17 protein-coding genes are annotated in these 20,453 nt (G+C 33.8%); 16 read left to right on the top strand and 1 reads right to left on the bottom strand.

Going from position 1 to position 20,453, the window contains the following annotated elements; translation table 11 throughout:
* Positions 1 to 139: 139 nt before the first annotated feature.
* From guaA to RVY88_RS01525, 9 genes are all read left to right on the top strand, one after another.
* On the top strand, positions 140 to 1,672 hold the full coding sequence (gene guaA / locus RVY88_RS01565; protein WP_002850054.1) for a glutamine-hydrolyzing GMP synthase: 1,533 nt from the start codon (positions 140 to 142) through the stop codon (positions 1,670 to 1,672).
* A 14-nt stretch (positions 1,673 to 1,686) separates the two neighbouring features.
* Entirely contained in the window at positions 1,687 to 2,160 is a 474-nt protein-coding gene (locus RVY88_RS01560) for a DNA-deoxyinosine glycosylase (RefSeq protein ID WP_162167365.1), read from the top strand.
* Between the two features lie 4 nt (positions 2,161 to 2,164).
* The gene (locus RVY88_RS01555; RefSeq protein ID WP_002850051.1) at positions 2,165 to 2,800 is read left to right on the top strand and encodes a uroporphyrinogen-III synthase; all 636 of its coding nucleotides are present in this window, start codon (positions 2,165 to 2,167) and stop codon (positions 2,798 to 2,800) included.
* Between the two features lie 256 nt (positions 2,801 to 3,056).
* Positions 3,057 to 4,304 carry a phosphoribosylamine--glycine ligase gene (gene purD, locus RVY88_RS01550; RefSeq protein ID WP_162167347.1) on the top strand — a complete coding sequence of 416 codons (1,248 nt, stop codon included), beginning with the start codon at positions 3,057 to 3,059 and terminating at the stop codon, positions 4,302 to 4,304.
* On the top strand, positions 4,301 to 4,756 hold the full coding sequence (locus RVY88_RS01545; protein ID WP_038453867.1) for an RDD family protein: 456 nt from the start codon (positions 4,301 to 4,303) through the stop codon (positions 4,754 to 4,756). Before purD ends, RVY88_RS01545 begins: the two co-directional genes overlap by 4 nt.
* On the top strand, positions 4,746 to 6,932 hold the full coding sequence (locus tag RVY88_RS01540) for an LPS-assembly protein LptD (RefSeq protein WP_410494514.1): 2,187 nt from the start codon (positions 4,746 to 4,748) through the stop codon (positions 6,930 to 6,932). Before RVY88_RS01545 ends, RVY88_RS01540 begins: the two co-directional genes overlap by 11 nt.
* Positions 6,929 to 7,609, top strand: coding sequence for a phosphoribosyltransferase family protein (locus RVY88_RS01535; RefSeq protein ID WP_002850043.1), 681 nt, complete (start codon positions 6,929 to 6,931; stop codon positions 7,607 to 7,609). The genes RVY88_RS01540 and RVY88_RS01535 overlap by 4 nt, the downstream gene beginning before the upstream one ends.
* Before the next feature lie 9 nt (positions 7,610 to 7,618).
* Positions 7,619 to 9,805, top strand: coding sequence for a polyribonucleotide nucleotidyltransferase (locus RVY88_RS01530; protein ID WP_002850035.1), 2,187 nt, complete (start codon positions 7,619 to 7,621; stop codon positions 9,803 to 9,805).
* 21 nt (positions 9,806 to 9,826) lie between these two features.
* Positions 9,827 to 10,675, top strand: coding sequence for a universal stress protein (locus RVY88_RS01525; RefSeq protein ID WP_002850032.1), 849 nt, complete (start codon positions 9,827 to 9,829; stop codon positions 10,673 to 10,675).
* Positions 10,676 to 10,700: 25 nt separating this feature from the next.
* On the opposite strand, the gene RVY88_RS01520 is transcribed toward RVY88_RS01525, so the two are convergent.
* Positions 10,701 to 11,060 carry a histidine triad nucleotide-binding protein gene (locus tag RVY88_RS01520; protein WP_002850031.1) on the bottom strand — a complete coding sequence of 120 codons (360 nt, stop codon included), beginning with the start codon at positions 11,058 to 11,060 and terminating at the stop codon, positions 10,701 to 10,703.
* Positions 11,061 to 11,187: 127 nt separating this feature from the next.
* Between RVY88_RS01520 and pheS the strand changes: the two genes are divergently transcribed.
* From pheS to serA, 7 genes are all read left to right on the top strand, one after another.
* Positions 11,188 to 12,180 (top strand): phenylalanine--tRNA ligase subunit alpha, encoded by a 993-nt coding sequence (gene pheS / locus RVY88_RS01515; RefSeq protein WP_162167349.1) that lies wholly within the window; start codon positions 11,188 to 11,190, stop codon positions 12,178 to 12,180.
* Positions 12,177 to 14,513: a phenylalanine--tRNA ligase subunit beta gene (gene pheT / locus RVY88_RS01510; protein WP_162167350.1), complete on the top strand. Its 2,337-nt coding sequence runs from the start codon at positions 12,177 to 12,179 to the stop codon at positions 14,511 to 14,513. The genes pheS and pheT overlap by 4 nt, the downstream gene beginning before the upstream one ends.
* The gene (gene aroA / locus RVY88_RS01505) at positions 14,510 to 15,787 is read left to right on the top strand and encodes a 3-phosphoshikimate 1-carboxyvinyltransferase (protein WP_002850025.1); all 1,278 of its coding nucleotides are present in this window, start codon (positions 14,510 to 14,512) and stop codon (positions 15,785 to 15,787) included. The genes pheT and aroA overlap by 4 nt, the downstream gene beginning before the upstream one ends.
* Entirely contained in the window at positions 15,777 to 16,616 is an 840-nt protein-coding gene (locus RVY88_RS01500; RefSeq protein WP_002850022.1) for a 4-hydroxy-3-methylbut-2-enyl diphosphate reductase, read from the top strand. Before aroA ends, RVY88_RS01500 begins: the two co-directional genes overlap by 11 nt.
* A gap of 100 nt (positions 16,617 to 16,716) precedes the next feature.
* On the top strand, positions 16,717 to 18,390 hold the full coding sequence (locus RVY88_RS01495) for a 30S ribosomal protein S1 (protein ID WP_162167351.1): 1,674 nt from the start codon (positions 16,717 to 16,719) through the stop codon (positions 18,388 to 18,390).
* Between the two features lie 7 nt (positions 18,391 to 18,397).
* Positions 18,398 to 18,871 carry a hypothetical protein gene (locus RVY88_RS01490; RefSeq protein WP_002850020.1) on the top strand — a complete coding sequence of 158 codons (474 nt, stop codon included), beginning with the start codon at positions 18,398 to 18,400 and terminating at the stop codon, positions 18,869 to 18,871.
* Between the two features lie 3 nt (positions 18,872 to 18,874).
* Positions 18,875 to 20,452, top strand: a complete 1,578-nt coding sequence (gene serA / locus RVY88_RS01485; protein WP_065844102.1) for a phosphoglycerate dehydrogenase — start codon at positions 18,875 to 18,877, stop codon at positions 20,450 to 20,452.
* Position 20,453: the final 1 nt, after the last annotated feature.

Raw genomic sequence — 20,453 nt, 5'->3', positions numbered from 1 at the left:
AATCCCAGATATAATATATCGCAAGAAACTACTTTAGAAAGTAAATAACCAAAGTTTCAACTCTTTTTAGATAGAATTGCGCAGTTTTACTATAAATACTATGTTTATGGTTTAATATTTAAATTTAGGTTGGTAAATAATGAAAAATGCAGATATATTGGTTCTAGACTTTGGATCACAATACACTCAACTTATCGCTAGAAGGCTTAGAGAGCAAGGCGTTTATGCTGAGCTTATGCCTTTTAATGTAAGCATCGAAGCTATAAAAGCAAAAAATCCAAAAGGTATTATTTTAAGCGGCGGACCAGCTAGCGTGTATGCAAAAGATGCGTATTTTTGCGATGAAGGCGTATTTACTTTAGGACTTCCGGTTCTTGGAATTTGTTATGGAATGCAGCTTTTAGCGCATAAAAATGGAGCAGACGTAGCTCCGGCAGGTCATAAAGAGTATGGGAAAGCAAATTTAAATATAGTTAAAAAGTGCGATTTTTTTAAAGGAGTTCCAGATACAAGTGTTGTGTGGATGAGTCATTCTGATAAAGTAAATGAACTTCCGCAAGGTTTTGAAGTATTAGCAAATTCGGAAAATAGCGAGTTTTGCGTATTTGCAAATTTAGATAAAAAACTCTATGCTTTGCAATTTCATCCAGAAGTTGCTCACTCTGAGTTCGGTGATAGTATGCTTAAAAATTTTGCTAAAATTTGTGGATGCGAAAGTACTTGGAATATGGGAAGTTTTGCAAAAAAAGAGGTTCAAGCTATCCGTGAAAAAGTAGGAAACGACAAGGTTCTATGCGCAGTAAGTGGCGGTGTCGATAGCTCTGTTGTAGCCGCGCTTTTAGCTCACGCGATACCGGATAATTTAATAGTAGTTTTTGTAGATAACGGTCTTCTTAGAACAAACGAAGCAAAGCAAGTTGAAGAGATGTTTAAGCTAAAATTAGGAGTAAATTTAATAAGCATAGATGCAAGCGAGCTATTTCTAAGTAGATTAAAAGGTGTAAGAGATCCTGAGAAAAAGCGTAAAATTATAGGTGAGACTTTTATAGAGGTGTTTGATAAAGAGGCAAAAAAACACTCTAATGTAAAATACCTTGCCCAGGGTACTTTATACACGGATGTTATAGAAAGCAGTGTTGTAGGATCTAGTAAAACTATAAAAAGCCATCATAATGTAGGCGGACTTCCTGAGTGGATGGAATTTGAACTAATCGAACCTTTAAGAGAAATTTTTAAAGATGAAGTAAGACGTCTTGGACTTGAGTTAGGACTTAGTAGAGATATAGTTTATCGTCATCCTTTTCCGGGTCCAGGGCTTGCTATACGCATTATGGGAGAGGTAAATACTTCTAGTTTGGAGCTTCTTAGAAAGGCTGATGTAATACTAAGAGAAGAGTTGAAAAGCAGCGGCTGGTACGATAAAACTTGGCAAGCATTTTGTGTACTTCTAAATGTAAATTCAGTCGGAGTTATGGGAGATAATAGAACATACGAAAACGCAGTTTGCTTAAGAGTGGTGGATGCAAGCGATGGCATGACGGCAAGTTTTTCTAGGCTTCCGTATGATCTGTTGGAAAATTGCAGCCGCCGCATTATAAATGAAGTCGATGGCATAAACCGCGTAGTTTATGATATCAGCTCAAAACCGCCAGCAACTATAGAGTGGGAATAGTTCTTAGTTTTGCAATGCCGACTCACCCATTTAAACCGGTTTTTGATAGCAGATCAAAAATACTCATTTTAGGCTCATTTCCATCGGTAAAGTCTCGGGAAATGGGCTTTTATTACGCTCATTCGCAAAATAGATTTTGGAAGGTTTTAATCGCGCTTTTTGGTTCTGAACATTTACGAAACGTTCAAGATAAAATAGACTTTTTGCTTAAACATCAAGTGGCGATTCACGACGCAGCTTATAGCTGTTCGGTAAAAGGCTCATCGGATAATTCTATATCGAGCGTTAAGCCGGCAAATTTGGATCTAATTTTTGAAAATGCAGATATAAAGGCTGTTTTTGCAAACGGAAATACGTCTTATGCGATTTACAAAAAATTTTATAATTTTGAAGTGATAAAACTTCCTTCCACTAGCCCCGCAAATGCTAAGTTTAGTTTAGAAAAACTTGTAGATGAATGGAAAATTATATTAAAGTATCTGGAGTAAAATTATGATATATTTAGTGTCAAATACGCCATATAATCTTGATGAGGTGATAAATTTAAAAGTATGCGAGGTAGTATTTTATAAATTTAATTTAAATTTAAATGATTTTGACGCGGCTGTTTTTACCAGTAAAAACGGTGTAAATGCACTTAAATTTAATAATATAAAATGTGAAAATTTAGATATATTTGCCATAAGCAATTCAACTGCGCAAGCTTGTAAAGAGTTTGGTTTTAAGAGGATTTTTGAAGGTTTTAATGCTCACGGAAACGAATTTGCCAAAGAGATTTACCCTTGTTTAAGAGGCAAAAAAGTACTTTATATAAGCGCAAAAGATACTGTTTCTGGTTTGAGTAGTTTTTTGCAAAGTAACGGCGTGGATATAAACACTTTGATAGCTTATGAAAATAGACTTTTAAAGTTAAATTTAAAAAAACCTGAAGACGGATCTATCATTATTTTCACAAGTCCAAAAAATGTAGAAGGATTTTTGAGTAATTTTAGCTGGAATGATAGCTATAAAGCTATTGCGATTGGTAAAACTACGGCTAAAGCGTTAGACTTCGTTACTGAAGCAATTATAAGCCCTACTCAGCAGATAAGCGAATGTGTAAATATTGCAAAAAGTTACAAAATATAAAAATATTCTTTGATTTTTAAGCTAAACTTTTATATAATTTTATAACCTGGATGGTTCGATAGCGTTTTTATGAGGGTCCAACACATTAGTATGGGCGGAAAAGTACGCAAATGGTGTGATGCGATCTCGTTTGTAGCCATTTTTAGCGAGAGATTGCGACCTAAAGTTTGAGTCTATCTGCAAGGTTGGCTTTTTATTAGGGCCGATTCTACTGCGTAACGGCCATTTGGGTTTTTATTTAAACTCTAGGAAAAATATGAATATTTTAATTATAGGAAGCGGTGGCAGAGAATACGCCATAGCGCTTAGATTAAAACAAGATGAAAATGTTAAAAATATATACTTTAGCCCCGGAAACGGCGCAACAACTAAAATCGGTCAAAATATAATCACAAAAGATTTTCATGAGTTGGCACAATTTGCTAAATCAAATAATATAGATTTAACTATAGTCGGACCTGAAAATGCTTTAAGCGCAGGAGTTGTTGATATATTTAGACAAAACGGTTTAAATATCTTTGGTCCTAGCAAAGCAGCAGCAATGCTTGAAAGCTCTAAAGCGTATATGAAAGAGTTTTTGGCTAAAAACTGTATAAGAACTGCTAAATTTATTAATACAGATAGTTATGACGAAGCTTCTAAATTTATAGATAGCTTAAGCAGCACGGTAGTTGTAAAAGCCGATGGATTATGCGCAGGGAAAGGCGTTATAATAGCTAAAAATCACGAAGAAGCTAAAAAAGCCGTACTAGATATGCTTAGCGGAGAAAGCTTTGGAGATGCCGGCAAACGCATTATCGTAGAAGAGTTTTTGGATGGTTTTGAGCTCTCGTTTTTTGCTATTTGTGATGGCGAAAATTTCGTATCTTTACCAGTAGCGCAGGATCACAAACGTCTTTTAGATAATGACAAAGGTCCAAATACGGGAGGAATGGGAGCTTATGCGCCAAGTCCTCTTGCAGACGCTAAGCTTATAAAACGTGTTGAAGATGAGATAGTGCATACGACTTTAAAAGGTATGCAAGAAGAAGGGGCACCGTTTTGCGGAGTTTTATTTGTAGGACTTATGATAGTAAATAATACTCCTTATGTTCTTGAGTTTAACGTAAGATTCGGTGATCCCGAATGCGAGGTTCTTATGCCTTTGATAGATGGGAATTTAAGCCAAATTCTACTAGACGCCGCAACAAAAAAATTAACAAACATAAGCCTAAAAAATAGTGTCGCTATAGCAGTTGTGCTAGCTAGTAAAAATTATCCGTATAGTTCAAGCCAAAAGTCTAAAATCATAGTAGAACATGTTCCAGACGGTACCCATATAGATTACGCCGGAGTAAGTAGTAATGGTGATGAACTTTACGCTGATGGCGGCAGGGTTTTAGTCGCTGTAGCAGTAGGGCAAGATATAAAAGAGGCTCATAAAAAAGCTTATGAACTTGTAAAGAATATTAAATTTGACGGTATGCAATACCGCAAAGATATAGCGTATCAGGCACTTAAATGAGTGAAAATTTATTAGATAAATTAGATAGAGAAAATATAGAAGTAGCAAGCATAAATAAAAGACTTTGGGCTTACTGCGTAGATGAAATTCTGATAAGTTTGTTGTTCATGTTAGCGTACTATAACGCGTTAGCTAAAGCTTCAGATGATATAGAGGCTCTCATGCTTATGATATCAAATATGGTTTTTCAGATTGCACTTTTAAGAGTTATTTATCAGACGTTTTTCATCTGGTACTATGGTGCGACCCCCGGAAAAATGATCTTTAAAATCATATGCATAGATACTGTTATGCTATCTAAGCCTAGTTTGCAGGCTAGTTTTTTAAGAGCTGTTGTAAGAGTGCTTAGCGAATGGCTGTTTTATTTAGGATTTGTGTGGGCTCTTAGCAATCAAGCTAGACAAACTTGGCACGATAAGTTGGCTAAAACAGTGGTTTGTAATGCTTATTAAGAAAATACTTTTATCTTTTTTGTTTGTTTCTTTTTTGTTTGCACGAGTGGAAAATATTGAATTTTTGGCTGATAGTGTTGAAAAAAACGGAAACATAGTTAATGCAAACGGCAACGTTCTTTTATATTCTCAAAATTATTTGGTTACTGCTGATAGAGCTATATATGATCAAAAAAGTGAAATTGTAGAGCTTTTTGGAAATGTAAATATGTTAAGAGGCGATAGCGAAACATCGAGTTCAAACTATGTGATGATAAATTTAAAAACAAATGATTTGAATTTTGACGGTAGTTTTGCTATGGATAAAAATAAAGAGATCTGGATACAAAGCGATGAAAGCTGTAGTACTGAAGAGACGTATTTTGCTTCTAAATCTATCGTATCTAGTTGCAATGTTCAAGATCCAGATTGGCATATAAATTTTAGCAGCGGTGAGTTAGATAAACAGAGCAAATTTATGCATCTTTATAATCCTGTTTTTTATATAAAAGATACGCCTGTTTTTTATATGCCGTATTTTGGATTTTCTACCGATAAAACTAGAAGAACAGGCTTTTTGTCGCCTCAAATAGCATACAGCAAGAGTAACGGAGTTATGTACTTACAACCGTTTTATATAGCTATAGCCGACGAGTGGGACTTGGAGTTTGATCCGCAAATAAGAACAAATAGAGGAAGCGGTATTTACTCTACATTTAGATTTGCAGATTCGCCTTATTCTGGTGGACTTATCAGAAGCGGTATATTCAATGAAAAAAATAGTTATAAAGAAAAAGAGAATTTAAAAAATACAAATCATACGGGTTTTGAAGTTCAATATGATAGAGATAGATTGGTAAAATATCTAATAGACGGTGATTTTACTGAAGGTTTATGGCTTAGATATACAAAGTTAAATGATATAGATTATCTTAATTTACGCGGTAAAAAAAATGGAGATTATGATTCGCTTGTGCAGTCTAAATTAAATTATTTTATAACTACCGACGAAAATTATTTTGGTGCTTATGCAAAATACTATATAGACACTGCAAAAATCAGTTCGAAATACGGAAACGACGATACTCTTCAAGAGCTTCCAAAGTTACAGTATCACAGTTTCACATCAACTTTTATAGTGCCGAATTTAATATATTCATTTGATGCTAAATATCATAATTATACAAGAAGTATTGGAACTAGAGCATCTCAATACGAGATAGATTTTCCAGTCGGTTTAAATTTTAATATTTTAGATGATTACGCAAACTTTTCAATAACGGAAAATATATATGCGACTCATATAGCATATAAAAATAATAGACTTTATGCAAATGGTGAGTTTATAGATGATAATTTTAATGACTACATAAACCATTACCATAAATTTCTTATAGAAACAGATTTAGCAAAAGCTTATAACAACTTCTATCATACCATAAATTTAAAACTTGATTATATAAAACCCGGTTATTCTAATGGAAATATAGAAAATAATTTACTAAAATACTATATGATAGATCAAAGTGGTAATAATATAAAATTAACCGATTCAAATTTATTTGAAGAAAATTTTGTGAGCGGACTTGACAAAAAATATAGCAAAGAAAGCACTACTGCTGATTTTGTACAGTTTTTTTATGGCTCTGATGGACAGAAATTTTTAAGACATAGTATAAAACAAGGATTTAATATAGACGACAGTGATTTTGAAAATTTAGAAAATAGGCTGAATTTATATTTTGGTAATTTTAATTTTGCAAATAAGATTGAGTATTCACACATAGATAATAGTTTGGCGAAAATTCAAAGCGGAACTAGCTACGCGAATTCACGTTTTAACGTCGCTTTGTGGCATACATACGATAAAAATAGCGACAATAAATTAATTTATGATAAAGAGAGTTATTTGAGTTCGTCTTTGAGTATAAATTTACCTAGAAATTATAGGTTTTTTGCGGGTTTTGACTATGACGTTCAAAGAAGTTATACGAAGATGTGGAGAACCGGTATCAATTACAAAAGAAAATGCTGGGATTATAGTCTTGTATATCAAGAAGATATAGAACCGAAAAATACCAGCGCCGGTTTAGAATCCAAAAAAAGTCAAGGGTTCTATCTGTATTTTAGTTTTTATCCATTAGGCGGGGTTGGATATGACTTTTCTATAGAGCAAAATAATGAGGCGAAACAGTGATAAGTCCAGATGATCTTAAATTTGAAAATGAGCTTGACGCCGCTGAAAAGCTACTTGATATACTGCCAAAAAACGAGCTTATAGACAATGATTTCGTTGTTGTTGGATCATCTTTAGATTCTGTTGTATTGACAGATAAAGTAGCTTCATCTTTGCAGTTGAGTTATGAGCTACTTTTTAGTGAACAAATTTTAGCACCAAATAATCCAGAATGCGAGATAGGAATGGTGAGCGAAACTGAAGAGATAGTCGTAAATGATGAGCTTATAAAAGCTTTTAATATATCTTTGGATTTTATATATGGAGAGGCTCATAGAAAATATGAAGAAAAAATATTAAAAAATGTGTATAGATATAGAAAAGGAAAGTTGTTAGGTGATTTAAAAGGAAAGAATATTTTGCTCATAGATGAGGGTTGCCAGACAGGTGCTACGGCTTTGGTATGTATAAAAACTCTTATAAATTTAGAAGCTAGATCCATTGTTTATGCTACACCTCTTATGCCTTTGAATATAGTGCCATATCTAAATACCTTAGTCGATAGTATATTTTGTGTTAAAAAGATAGCGAATTTTGTTGACGTGGATTTTTATTATAAAGATAAAATATCCCCCTCATCAGAAGCCATTATGTCTATTTTAGAAGATAGTCCGTATTACTTACCATTACAAAAATAAGGAGTTTTTATGCAGTGTTCAATAGAAGTAAATAATCAAATTGAAATTTTTGATCTTAATAAGGTTGCCAAACAAGCAGCCGGCGCAGTGTTAATGCGTGTAAAGAATACAGTTGTATTAGCCGCGGTTGCTAGAGAAGATGCTCAAGTAGAAGAGGATTTTTTACCTCTTACCGTGCAGTATATAGAAAAACAATACGCCGCTGGTAGAATACCAGGAGGATATGTCAAAAGAGAGACTAAACCAGGAGATTTTGAGACATTAACAAGCCGTATTATAGATAGAAGTTTAAGACCTTTATTCCCTAAAGGCTATGCATATCCGACTCAGATTGTCGTAATGGTTTTAAGTAGCGATCCAGAAGTGGATTTGCAAGTAGTGTCGCTAAATGCTGCGAGTGTAGCTTTATATCTTAGTGATATTCCGGTTAACAGTCCGGTTTGCGGTGTTAGGGTAGGGCATATAAACGGTAAATTTGTTATAAATCCAAGCAATTCAGAGCTAAAAAACTCTGCTCTTGATCTTTACGTGGCAGGCGTAAAAGATGAACTTCTTATGATAGAAATGAGAAGTTTACCCAATGAACAAAATGAAATTGTACCAGTCATCGCTATAGATCCTATGATGGATCCTAGTTTAAATGAAGGTTTCGTTTCAAGACAAAAAATGAATGAATTTAGTGAAGATCTTATGATAGATGCTATAAAATTAGCTACAGAAGCTATATTAAAAGGAAGCAACGCATATGAAGAGGCGTTTCGTAACTACAAAAAAGAGACTGCAAATTTAGAGTACAAGCCAGAGATAGAAAATGAAAATGTTGCGATATATATAAATGAATTTTACAAAGAAGATGTAAAAGCGGCTATAAATCAAATGGCTAAAAGCGAAAGAGCGAGTGAGCTTTCTAAAATAGCTAAACAAATAGCTCTTAGTGAAGTTGCTCAAAAAGAGGGCTGGGATGAAGCTCTTATCTCGAATATACTTGGAAAATATAAGAAAAAGTTAGTTAGAACAGGTATTATAAAAGATAAAAAAAGAGCCGACGGAAGAGGTCTAAAAGATGTTAGGCCGATCAGTATAGAGACGAATATTTTGCCAAATGCACATGGAAGTTGTCTATTTACCCGCGGTCAAACTCAAGCTCTTGTTGTAACTACTTTAGGTACCGATAATGATGCTCAAATGAGTGAGTACTTGACAGAAAAAAATGCAGTTGCCGATAAATTTATGTTTAATTATAATTTTCCTGGATTTAGCGTAGGTGAGGCAAGTCCTTTAAAGGCTCCTGGACGACGCGAGTTAGGACATGGAAATTTAGCAAAAAGAGCTCTTTATCCAAGTATAGATTTAAATAGTCCGTACTCGTTAAGAGTTGTTAGCGAAATTTTAGAAAGTAACGGTTCAAGTTCTATGGCTAGTGTATGTGGCGGCTCTTTGTCACTTAGAGCAGCAGGAGTCGAAACGATCAAGCTTGTAGCCGGAGTAGCGATGGGGCTTGTATTTGAAGGTGATGAGCACGCTGTTTTAACAGATATAATGGGGCTTGAAGACCACGATGGAGATATGGACTTCAAGGTCGCAGGCTCAAAAGACGGCATCACCGCTCTTCAGATGGATATCAAATTAGGCGGAATTAGTTTAGATGTATTAAAAGAAGCGCTATACCAAGCAAAAGAAGCTAGAGATCATATTTTAAATTTAATGGTTAAAGCAGATGAAGAAATAGTCGTGAATGAGGATGTTTTACCAAAGTTAGAGTTATTTAGCGTAGATCCTAGTAAAATAGTTGATATAATAGGACAGGCTGGAAAAACCATAAAAGAGATTATAGAAAAATTTGAAGTTAGCATAGATCTTGACAGAGATAAAGGCGAAGTAAAGATAGCCGGGGGAGAGAGACAAAAGGTAGAAGCTGCTAAAGATTATATTATACAAATTACGCAAAAAGAGCAGAGAAGCGGCGGTTTTAGGAACAAAAGAGAGTATAAAAACGTAACTCCTTTTAACATAGGTGATGAGTTTGAAGGCGAAATTAAAAAAATGGCTGCTTTTGGTGCATTTATATCTTTAAGAGATGGAGTTGACGGGCTTTTACATATTTCAAAAATAGTTTCACCTTTAAAAGAAGGTGATACGATAAAGGTAAAAGTTTCAGATATTAAAGGCGGAAAAATATCATTGGATCTTAATTAAATTTAATAACGGAGGTTTATCATGGAGATTAAAAAACTGTTCTTCCCTATAGGCGGCGGAGATAATTTTGAAGATAGATTATACGGTGCTTTGCTAGTTAGTAAAGCTTTAAAAACACACATAAGCTTTCTTGCTTCTCAGATGGATTTTAGTCTAGTGTGCAATCTTGAAATGGCTTTAAATAGAGGAAATATATTTAGCACTTTTAAAGATACCGTAATTTCGGAATTAGATGATGAGAAGAAGAGAAATTATGAGATATTTAGTTCTCTTTGCGATAAATTAGGTATAACTATCAGTGATAAACCTGTAGCAGGCGTACCAACTGCCGAGTTCCATACTAAAGAAGGCGTTAGAAGCAAAGTTGTAGAGTATGAAGCGAAGTTTTGCGATATGATAGTCGCTGCTTGTCCGCCAGAAGGGGAACCTACTGCTACTTTTGATTCTGCTGTTATAAAAAGTGGAAAAAATGCGATAGTAATCCCAAGAACTTTAACAGAGTTTAAAGCAGATAATATTTTAATTGGTTGGAATGGGACTTCTAGTATATCAAGAGCTATAACTCAGTCTATGTTTTTACTAAAAAATTCAAAAAAAGTACATATTATAGTTACAAATAAGTATTTTCAAAATGAACAAACCATAGAAAAAGATATTTTAGAATATCTATCTTTTCATGGCATCAACGCTACTTTTGAAGTCGTAAAAACTACATCGGTTCCAGGAGAAGCACTTCTTCAAAATGCTTTAAATGGCAAATTCGATATGGTTATAGCAAGCAGTTATGGTGAAAATGGATTGAAAGAGATGTATCTTGGCGGAACAACTAAGTACTTCTTGCAAAATACTCCGATTCCTGTTTTTATGTAGTATTAAGAGCCTTATGGCTCTTATATCAAAAACTATCTTTTGGATCGTTTGAGTGACTATCCGTCCATTTTAATATAGTTCCGCCTAGTAGATGAAAATGCAAGTGCATAACTTCTTGTCCTCCATTTTCACCACAGTTTGTAACTAGTCTATAACCTGTCTTATCTACACCGATAGTAGCTGCAACTTCTTGAATAAATTTCGTCATTTCCTCCATAAGGCTAGGATCCATTACTTGAAAATTTTCATAGTGCTTCTTTGGTATGATAAGTATATGTACAGGCGCTTTAGGATTTATATCGTGGAATGCGAGAAATTTATCATTTTCAAGTACTTTATTTGATGGTATTTCACCGGCTACTATTTTTTCAAAAATGCAAGGCATTGCTATCTCCTAATTTAAATTTAAGCACAATTATATCTAATTATTTGTTAATTTATAGATGCTTTTATAGATAATTTAATCAATTTTAGGGTACAATGATAGCGAAATTTTAGACAAGGTAGGTAATTTGCAAGAGATAATTGATAAGATAGATCAAGCTTTGAGCCTTGACGAACTTGAAAAAATAAGAGTTGAACTTTTCGGAAAAAAAGGCATTATAACGAACGAATTTGCAAAGTTAAAAGATATTCCTTCTGATGAAAAAAAAGCTTTTGCCGAGAATTTAAATATCAAAAGAGATACTTTAACCGTTCATATAAATGATAAAAAATCTATTCTTGAAAAAGAATTTATAAAAGCTAAAATGCGAGCTAGCGCTGTAGATATCACGCTTTTTAACGAGCCGTTAAATACCGGTGCACTTCATCCTGTTATGGATACGATGGATAGGATAATTGAGTATTTTGTAGCGCAGAATTTTAGCATAGAAAGCGGACCTCTCATCGAGGATGATTTTCATAATTTTGAAGCTTTAAATCTCCCAAAATACCACCCAGCAAGAGATATGCAAGATACGTTTTATTTAAAAGATTTTAGACTTCTTCGCACTCACACAAGTCCTGTTCAAGTAAGAACCATGTTGAATAATAAACCGCCTATTCGTATGATAGCTCCGGGAGCTGTTTTTAGACGCGATTTAGATCTAACTCATACTCCTATGTTTCACCAAGTAGAAGGACTTGTTGTAGAAGATGAAGGGAGTGTCAGCTTTTCAAATTTAAAATATATTTTAGAAGATTTTTTAAGATATATGTTTGGAGAGGTAAAAGTTAGATTTAGACCTAGCTTTTTTCCATTTACAGAACCTAGCACAGAGGCTGATATTAGCTGTATATTTTGTGGAAGTAAAGGCTGTAGAGTATGCAAGCAGACTGGCTGGCTTGAGGTATTAGGAAGTGGCGTTGTAGATCCAAATGTATTTAAAGCCGTAGGATATAAAAATGTAAGCGGCTATGCGTTTGGTCTTGGAGTAGAGAGATTTGCTATGTTGCTTCATCAAATTCCAGATTTAAGAAGCCTATTTGAGTGTGATATCAGACTTTTGGAGCAGTTTAAATGATAATAAGTAAAAATTGGCTAAATGAGTGGGTCGATGTTTCCCATATCAGCACAGAAACAATATGTGATAAATTAAATTCTATAGGCTTAGAAGTTGATAGTTTAAAAAGTATTGCTGCTCCTAAAAAAGTGGTTGTAGGACAAGTTAGAACTTGCGTTGAACATGAAAATAGCGACCATTTGCATGTTTGCGAAGTAGATGTCGGTACTGAAGTGCTTCAGATAGTTTGTGGAGCAAAAAATGTAGCTTCAGGACAGTTTGTAGCTTGCGCTTTAGTGGGAGCTATCATGCCTAATGGACTTGAGATAAAATCTGCAAAATTAAGAGGAGTAGCAAGTTTTGGAATGCTGTGTTCTAGTAGCGAGCTTGGACTAGCTAAGATAAATGATGGCATAATAATTCTTGATGATAGTATCGGCGAGCTTATATTAGGTAAAGAGCTTAGAGAGTATCCTATATTTAACGATGATATTATAGAGATTGATCTTACGCCAAATAGAGGGGATTGTCTTAGTATAAACGGTGTAGCAAGAGACCTTAGCGTTGCTTTGGATATTCCTATGAGAGATAGAACTCCTAGAGAAGAAGAGGAGAAACTTCTTGGTATAGGTAGAATACTTAGCATACATTGCGACGAGAAGATCAACGGCTCATTTTTATATAGGGCTATTGAGCTTAAAAATAATTTTGAAATTAGCTTAAAAACAGATCTCAGATTGGCTTTAATAGATTGTTCTAAAACAAATTCTATACAAAAAGTTTTAGAGTATGTTACTCATGCGACTGGAGTTTTATTTAGAGTTTATGATTATCATAAGATAGCAAAAGATGATGAAGATAAGATAAATATTGATATAAAGATAGAAGCAAACGGATCTTACGGCGTTTATTCCGACGGAAAGTGTCTTGGTCAAGCCGGAATTTGGCAAACGGACGAAGCTAGACTTGATGAATGCTCAAGAGTAATAATAATCGAAGCAAGCTATACCGAGCCAGATGTGATAGCATCTGCCATAGGAGGCGATAAAAAGCAGCCAAAAGACGATGCTACTTATAGGTCTAGTAGAGGAAGCGAGCCAAAACTCAGCATAGGTATGGATCTTCTTTTTGATCTATTTTCTAAAAATAAAAAGATAGCTCCATATGCAGGAGCGCAGCAAATTTTACTTGAAAAAGAGCAGACCATAGTGAGTTTTAATTGTCCTGAAATTTGCAATATGATAGGCAGTGAAATTTCAAGAAATGATGTTATTAAGATACTTAAAAAGCTCGGTTTTGATATAACTTTTAATGTTGAACAAGAGCAAATTTATGCAAGAGTGCCATTTTATCGCCACGATATACGCAATACTCATGATATTTGTGAAGAAATAGTAAGGATAATAGGTATCGATAATATACCTTCAACTCCGTTGATATTTAGTGAAAAAAACAGAATAAATCCTACATTTGAAAGCTATAAACACTCTAAAGATCTACGTCATAAAGCTGCTATGGCTGGATTTTTTGAATGCGTACATTATATATTTGATAACGCCGAAGAGCTTGAGGCGCTTGGATTTAAACCAAGTCGCACTGAAATCTTAAATCCTATAAATAACGAATTAGCAGTCTTAAAACCTACTTTGATAAATCATCTTTTAAATTCATGCGAAAGAAATGTTAAAAATTCGAAAAGATCAGTAAGGCTTTTTGAATTTGGAGATGTATTTGATGAAACAGGTATTCAAGGTTCTAAATTTGGATTTATAGCTAGCGGTCTTATAAATGAGCCGACTCTTTTAAATGGTGCAAAACCAGCCGAAATCGACTTTTTTACTTTTGCAAATTTGATTCAAGATATAATCGGAAAAATAGAGCTAAAAAACGGTAAAAATATAGTTTTTTTAAGCGAATTCGAACAAGCATCTATATATAAAAATGGCAATTACATAGGCTATATAGGAAGATTAGATCTTAACTTAGAGTTAAAAAGAGATCTGCCTAAAACCTATGTTTGCGAACTTGATTTTGATAAGATCAAATTTAGTGCAAAAATGGCTAAAAATTACTCTAAATTTCCAAGTATAAGTAGGGATTTAAGTTTTATAGTTCCTAAAGATCTACCATATATCGAAATTAAAAATTGCATAGAAAACTTAAATATACTTACTTTAAAAGAGTTTTTACCTGTTGATTTGTATAGCGATGAGACTCTTGCTGACAAAGTTAGCTTAAGTGTTAAATTTACGTTTCAAGATATGCAGAAAACGCTTGAAGATGAAGAAATAGCAGATACAATAGATAAAATTTTAGCTGCTCTAAACGATAAGCTGGGCATAGGTTTAAGATGATAGTAGAAGCGTTAAATAATCCATTTGATGCTGAGTTTAATAAGGTTTCGAGCGATAAATCTATAAGCCATAGATGTGCTATATTTTCACTTCTTAGTGATAAAGTAAGCAAAATCAGTAATTATTTAGAAGCCGAAGATACTATGAACTCATTGAAAATTATAGAGAAACTCGGTGCTAAAGTGGAGTTTAAAAACGGAGTTTATCTCATTACTCCTCCAAAAAAGATTGTTTCCCCAAATGCTATTTTGGAGTGCGGCAACTCGGGTACTGCTATGAGAATTTTTATGGGACTTTTAGCGGGATGCGATGGCTTTTTTGTCTTAAGCGGAGATAAATATTTAAATGAGCGTCCGATGAAAAGAGTAGCTTCTCCATTGATGCAAATAGGCGCAAAAATAGATGGTAGAGACTGCGCAAATAAAGCTCCATTAGCAATTAGGGGCGGAGAGCTTAATTATTTTGCATACAATAGTTCAGTTGCTTCAGCTCAAGTAAAAACCGCTCTTATTTTAGCCGGGCTTTGCTCGGCTGGTTGCAAATTTAAAGAGCCTGAACTAAGTAGAGATCATAGTGAGAGAATGCTTTTAGGAATGGGAGCTCAAATATCTCAAAGCGGGCTTGAAATAGAAGTTAAACCTCTAAAGGGAGCTTATTTAAAACCTCTTATTTTAGATGTGCCTAATGATCCTAGCTCATGCTTTTTTTACGCCGTAGCAGCGGCTATAATCCCCGGCTCGAAGATAATTATAAAAAATATTTTGCTTAATAAAACTCGCATAGAAGCGTACAAAGTACTAGAAAAAATGGGCGCCAAAATAACATATACAAAAACTAGTAGCACATATGAAGATATAGGCGATATTTGTGTACAGTATTCAGAATTAAAATCCGTAGATGTAAATCAAAATATATCTTGGCTTATAGATGAAGCCCCCGCTCTTGCTATAGCTTTTGCATGTGCCAATGGAGTTAGCACATTAAAAAATGCAAAAGAGCTGCGTGTAAAAGAGTGTGATAGGATAGCCATAACCGTAGCTGCATTAAAAAAGTGCGGTATAGAAGCAGTTGAATTAGAAGATGGATTTAGCATTAAAGGCGGCAAACCAAACAGTGCTACCATAGATAGTCATGGGGATCATAGGATAGCTATGAGTTTTGCTATTTTAGGTTTAAAATGTGGTATGAATATAGAAAAAAGTGAGTTTATAGCAACGTCTTTTCCTAAATTTAGTTATTTTTTAAGAGAGTTGGGAGCTAGAGTTGAAGATTGAGTTAGCTAAAAGTTATGGATTTTGCTTCGGAGTAAAAAGAGCCATAAAAATAGCCGAAAATTCAAAAAATGCATCTACAATAGGTGAGCTTATACATAATAGCCTTGAGATTGATAGACTAAAAAATAATTTTAATGTTAAAACATTAAAAGATATAAGTGAGCTTAAAAATGAAAAAAAAGCTATTATAAGAACTCACGGTATAACAAAAGAAGGTTTGGCAAATTTAAAATCGCGCGACGTAGAGATTATAGATGCAACTTGTCCATTTGTTACAAAACCACAACAAATAGTAGAAAAAATGAGTAGCGAAGGATATGAGATAGTATTTTTTGGAGATATAAATCACCCAGAAGTTAAAGGTGTGATGAGTTACTCTAGTAAAAATGTTTATGTGATTTTAGATGAAAGTGAGCTTGAAACAGTTAAGCTTCCATCAAAAATAGCAGTAGTATCTCAAACTACCAAGAAAATAGAAAAATTTACTAAAATTGTAAGTTATTTAATGCAAAGAGTAAAAGAAGTAAGGGTTTTTAATACTATTTGCAATGCTACATTAGAAAATCAAGAAGCCGTAAGAGAACTTTCAAGTAGAGCCGATGTGATGGTAATCATAGGCGGAAAAAATTCATCAAATACAAAACAGCTGTATTTAATATCAAAAAATCTCTGTCCAGATAGTTATCTTATAGAAAGTGAAAATGAGCTTGAATTAAAGTGGTTTCAAAATAAAAAATTATGCGGTATCAGCGCAGGGGCCAGTACCCCTGAATGGGTGATACAAAATGTTATAAATAAACTAGAAAATTTAACTCATAAAGATAGCTAAGGTTCATATAGTTAATGTAATTCAAAGCTAAAATGAGATACAATCTGATACTTGTAGTCAATAGTGACACTAAGGAAAATCTATAGATAAAAGGACCAAGATGGCTGAGGTGAACAAGATTGTTCGTAATGACATGAGCGATAAAATTGATGTTGAGGAAGATTTTGCCGCTATGTTTGAGGAGTCTTTAAAGGCTGAAGAAAGTACTATTTGTGATGGTGTCATCGTTAATATAAAAGATGACGAGGTTTTTGTTGATGTTCGTAAAAAATCAGAAGGTGTGATGAATATATCTGAGATTACGGATGACAGTGGTAGTTTGCTATATAATATAGGCGATACAATCAAAGTTGCTATAACAGGTTCAAGAAATGGTAGACCTATAGTTTCTCATAAAAAAGCTCTTAGAAAAGAAAAAGTAAAAACTTTTATTGACAATTTTGATGAAAATGCTGAGAATATTTATGATATTAAAATAATCTCTAAAAACAAAGGCGGCTTCGTAGCTATAAGCGAAGATGGCATTGAATTTTTTATGCCAAAATCACAAAGTGGCTTTAGAGATTCAAATCAAGTTATGAATAAAACATTTAAGGCTAAGGTTTTAAAAGTAGATAAAAATGATCAAAGCATCATTGTATCTCGTAAAAAATTACTTGATGAAGATAGAAGAAAACGCAAAGAAGCTATAGCAAATATCATTGATAATACAGATATTATTGAAGGTACAATCAAAAAAATCACAACTTATGGTATGTTTGTTGATGTAGGCGGTATAGATGGTTTAGTTCATTATAGCGAAATCAGTTACAAAGGTCCGGTAAATCCAAACACTCTTTATAAAGAGGGTGATAAAGTTGACGTTAAGATTATAAAATACGATAACGATAAAAAACATCTTTCATTATCTATAAAAGCAGCTATTCCAGATCCTTGGGATGAGATAAAAAATGGTCTTGAAGTTGGTGACACTATAAAAGTTATAGTTAGCAATATCGAGCCTTATGGTGCTTTTGTTGATTTAGGAAATGATATCGAAGGATTTTTGCATATTAGTGAAATTTCTTGGGATAAAAATATAAAAAATCCAAAAGATTTTATAAAAGAAAATGAAGAGTTAGATGTTGAAGTTATTGAAATTGATGTAAATGAGAGAAGACTTAGAGTTAGTCTTAAAAATTTACTTCCAAAGCCGTTTGACGAGTTTAGTTCTAAATTTAAAGAAGGAGATATCGTAAAAGGTGTTGTTACGACTCTAACAAATTTTGGAGCATTCGTACGTGTTGGAGCTCTTGAAGGTCTATTGCATAATGAAGATTCATCTTGGGATAGAAATGATAAATGTAAAGATATACTAAAAACAGGCGATGAAATAGATGTTAAGATTATAAAAATAGATGATAAAAATCAAAAGATATCTCTTAGCCAAAAAGATTTAAAAGATAGCCCTGTAACGCAATATGCTAAAGTTCATTCGGTTGGAGATATCGTAACTGGTACTGTAAGGGATATTAAAGATTTTGGTATTTTTGTTAGCCTTGAGGGTAATGTTGATGCTCTTATAAGAAAAGAAGATATCGGTTCTCTTGATCCTCTTACACTAAAAGCCGGTGATAAAATAGAGGCTGCGATAGCTTTCATAGATGAGAAGAAAAATAGAATTAGATTGAGTGTAAAAAGACTTGCTAGACAAAAAGAGCGAGAAGTTTTAAACGAAATAAATGATGATGATAAAATGACGCTCGGCGATATTATAAAAGAGCAGTTAGCTTAATTCACCTATGAGATTGAATAGTCTCTTTATAGTATTTATTATACTTTTACTACTCGTTTTAAGCGGCGGAGCACTTCTTTGGAAATTTTCTCAAGTAGGAGCTCCTCATACGACCGCTGTACAAAACATTAGTAATGATTTAGGTTATTCGTATAAAGAGGCTGGAAATTGGTTTGAAAAAATTGCCGCTTTTACAAAGAACGACTCTATTTTACCTACAAATTTAATGTTTATCGAAATAAACGATAATGCTAAATTTGATCAGTCACAAAAATATTTTGAACTTGTTATAGATAGATGTGATTTCTACTCTGTATTTTGTATAACTAGAGTTGCTAATGAGTTCAAAGTAAATTTAACCATAGTAAAAAAGGGTGACGATGCTATTATACATCTCAATACGGACGATAAAAAAGCAGCACAGGATATAGTTTCAAATTTAAAAAAATACAATATTCATTCTAAGATAAAGGAAGATTGAATTATGAAAACAGTTATAGTTTGCGATGCAATACATCCGGTTGGTTTTGAGCTATTAAATGCGCAGAGCGATTTGCGTGTAATTGATGCAGTAGATCTGCCTAAAGATAAACTTTTAGATATTTTACCTCAGGCCGATGTGGCAATCACTAGAAGTTCTACTGATTGCGGTGATAAATTTATCGCGGCCTGTAAGAATTTAAAAGCGCTTGTTAGGGCTGGAGTAGGCGTAGATAATGTAGATATAGACGGCTGTTCTAAAAAAGGGATTATCGTAATGAATGTCCCTACGGCAAACACTATAGCCGCAGTTGAAATGACTATGTGCCACTTATTAAATAGTGCAAGAAAATATATAAATTCAGTTAATGATTTGCAGCAAAACAGAACTTGGAAACGAGAAAAATGGTACGGAAATGAGCTCTACGGAAAGACTCTTGGCGTAATCGGATTTGGAAATATAGGCTCAAGAGTAGCTTTTAGAAGTCTTGCTTTTGGTATGAAAGTTATAGCTTATGATCCATATATCGATCCTAGTAAAGCTACCGATATGGGCGTTACTTATACTATGAATTTTGATGATATTTTAGCATGTGATTTTATTACTATCCATACTCCAAAAAATAAAGAAACAGTAGATATGATCGGTGACGAAGAGATCTCTAAAATGAAAAATGGAGTTCGTTTGATAAACTGTGCCAGGGGAGGACTGTATAACGAAGATTCGCTTTTAAAAGGTTTACAAAGCGGAAAGATATCTTACGCAGGGATTGATGTATTTGTTAAAGAACCTGCCATAAACCATCCTTTGCTTGATCTTGAAAATGTAAGTGCTACTCCTCATCTCGGTGCAAATACATACGAATCTCAAAAAAATATAGCGATTGCGGCAGCCGAACAAGCTATAAGCGCAGCTAAAGGAATTTGTTACCCAAATGCGCTAAATTTGCCTATCAAAACAGAAGATTTACCTCCTTTTGTTGCTCCTTATGTAGAGCTTATATCTAAAATGTCATACTTTGGAGCCCAGCTAAATAAAAAACCTATAAAAGCTATTAGGATAGAGGCCGAAGGATCTATCGCAGAGTATGCAAATTCAATGCTTACTTTTGCTATAGTTGGTTGCCTTAAAGAGACTTTGGGTGATACTATAAATTATGTAAATGCTAAATTTAAAGCCGAAGAAAAAGGCGTCGAAGTATCTGCAACTACTTTACCAGAAAGCGGATACAAAAACAAATTAACAGTTAAAATCATAACAGATAAAGATGCTACTGCCATAAGCGGAACTGTTTTTGGCGAGACTGAACAAAGAATAGTAAATGTTAATGGATTTAAGACTGATTTTAAGCCAAAAGGCAGAATGATAGTATTTAAAAATACAGATGTACCAGGCGTTATCAGCTCTATCAGCTCTATATTGGCCGAAGAGAAAATAAATATAGCAGACTTTAGGCTTGGTCGCGATGATAATGGTTTTGCTTTGGCGGTTATATTAGTCGACGATGATATTAAAAAAGATATTTTAGCAAAGCTAAATGCACTAGAAACTTGTGTTTGGGCTGAATACGCAGTATTATAAT

It is taken from the genome of Campylobacter sp. TJR-1 (assembly GCF_032840035.1).
Classification (GTDB): Bacteria; Campylobacterota; Campylobacteria; order Campylobacterales; family Campylobacteraceae; genus Campylobacter; species Campylobacter fetus.
The sequence above is the reverse complement of the archived record's forward strand: the minus strand, read 5'-3'. Positions and strand labels throughout refer to the sequence as shown.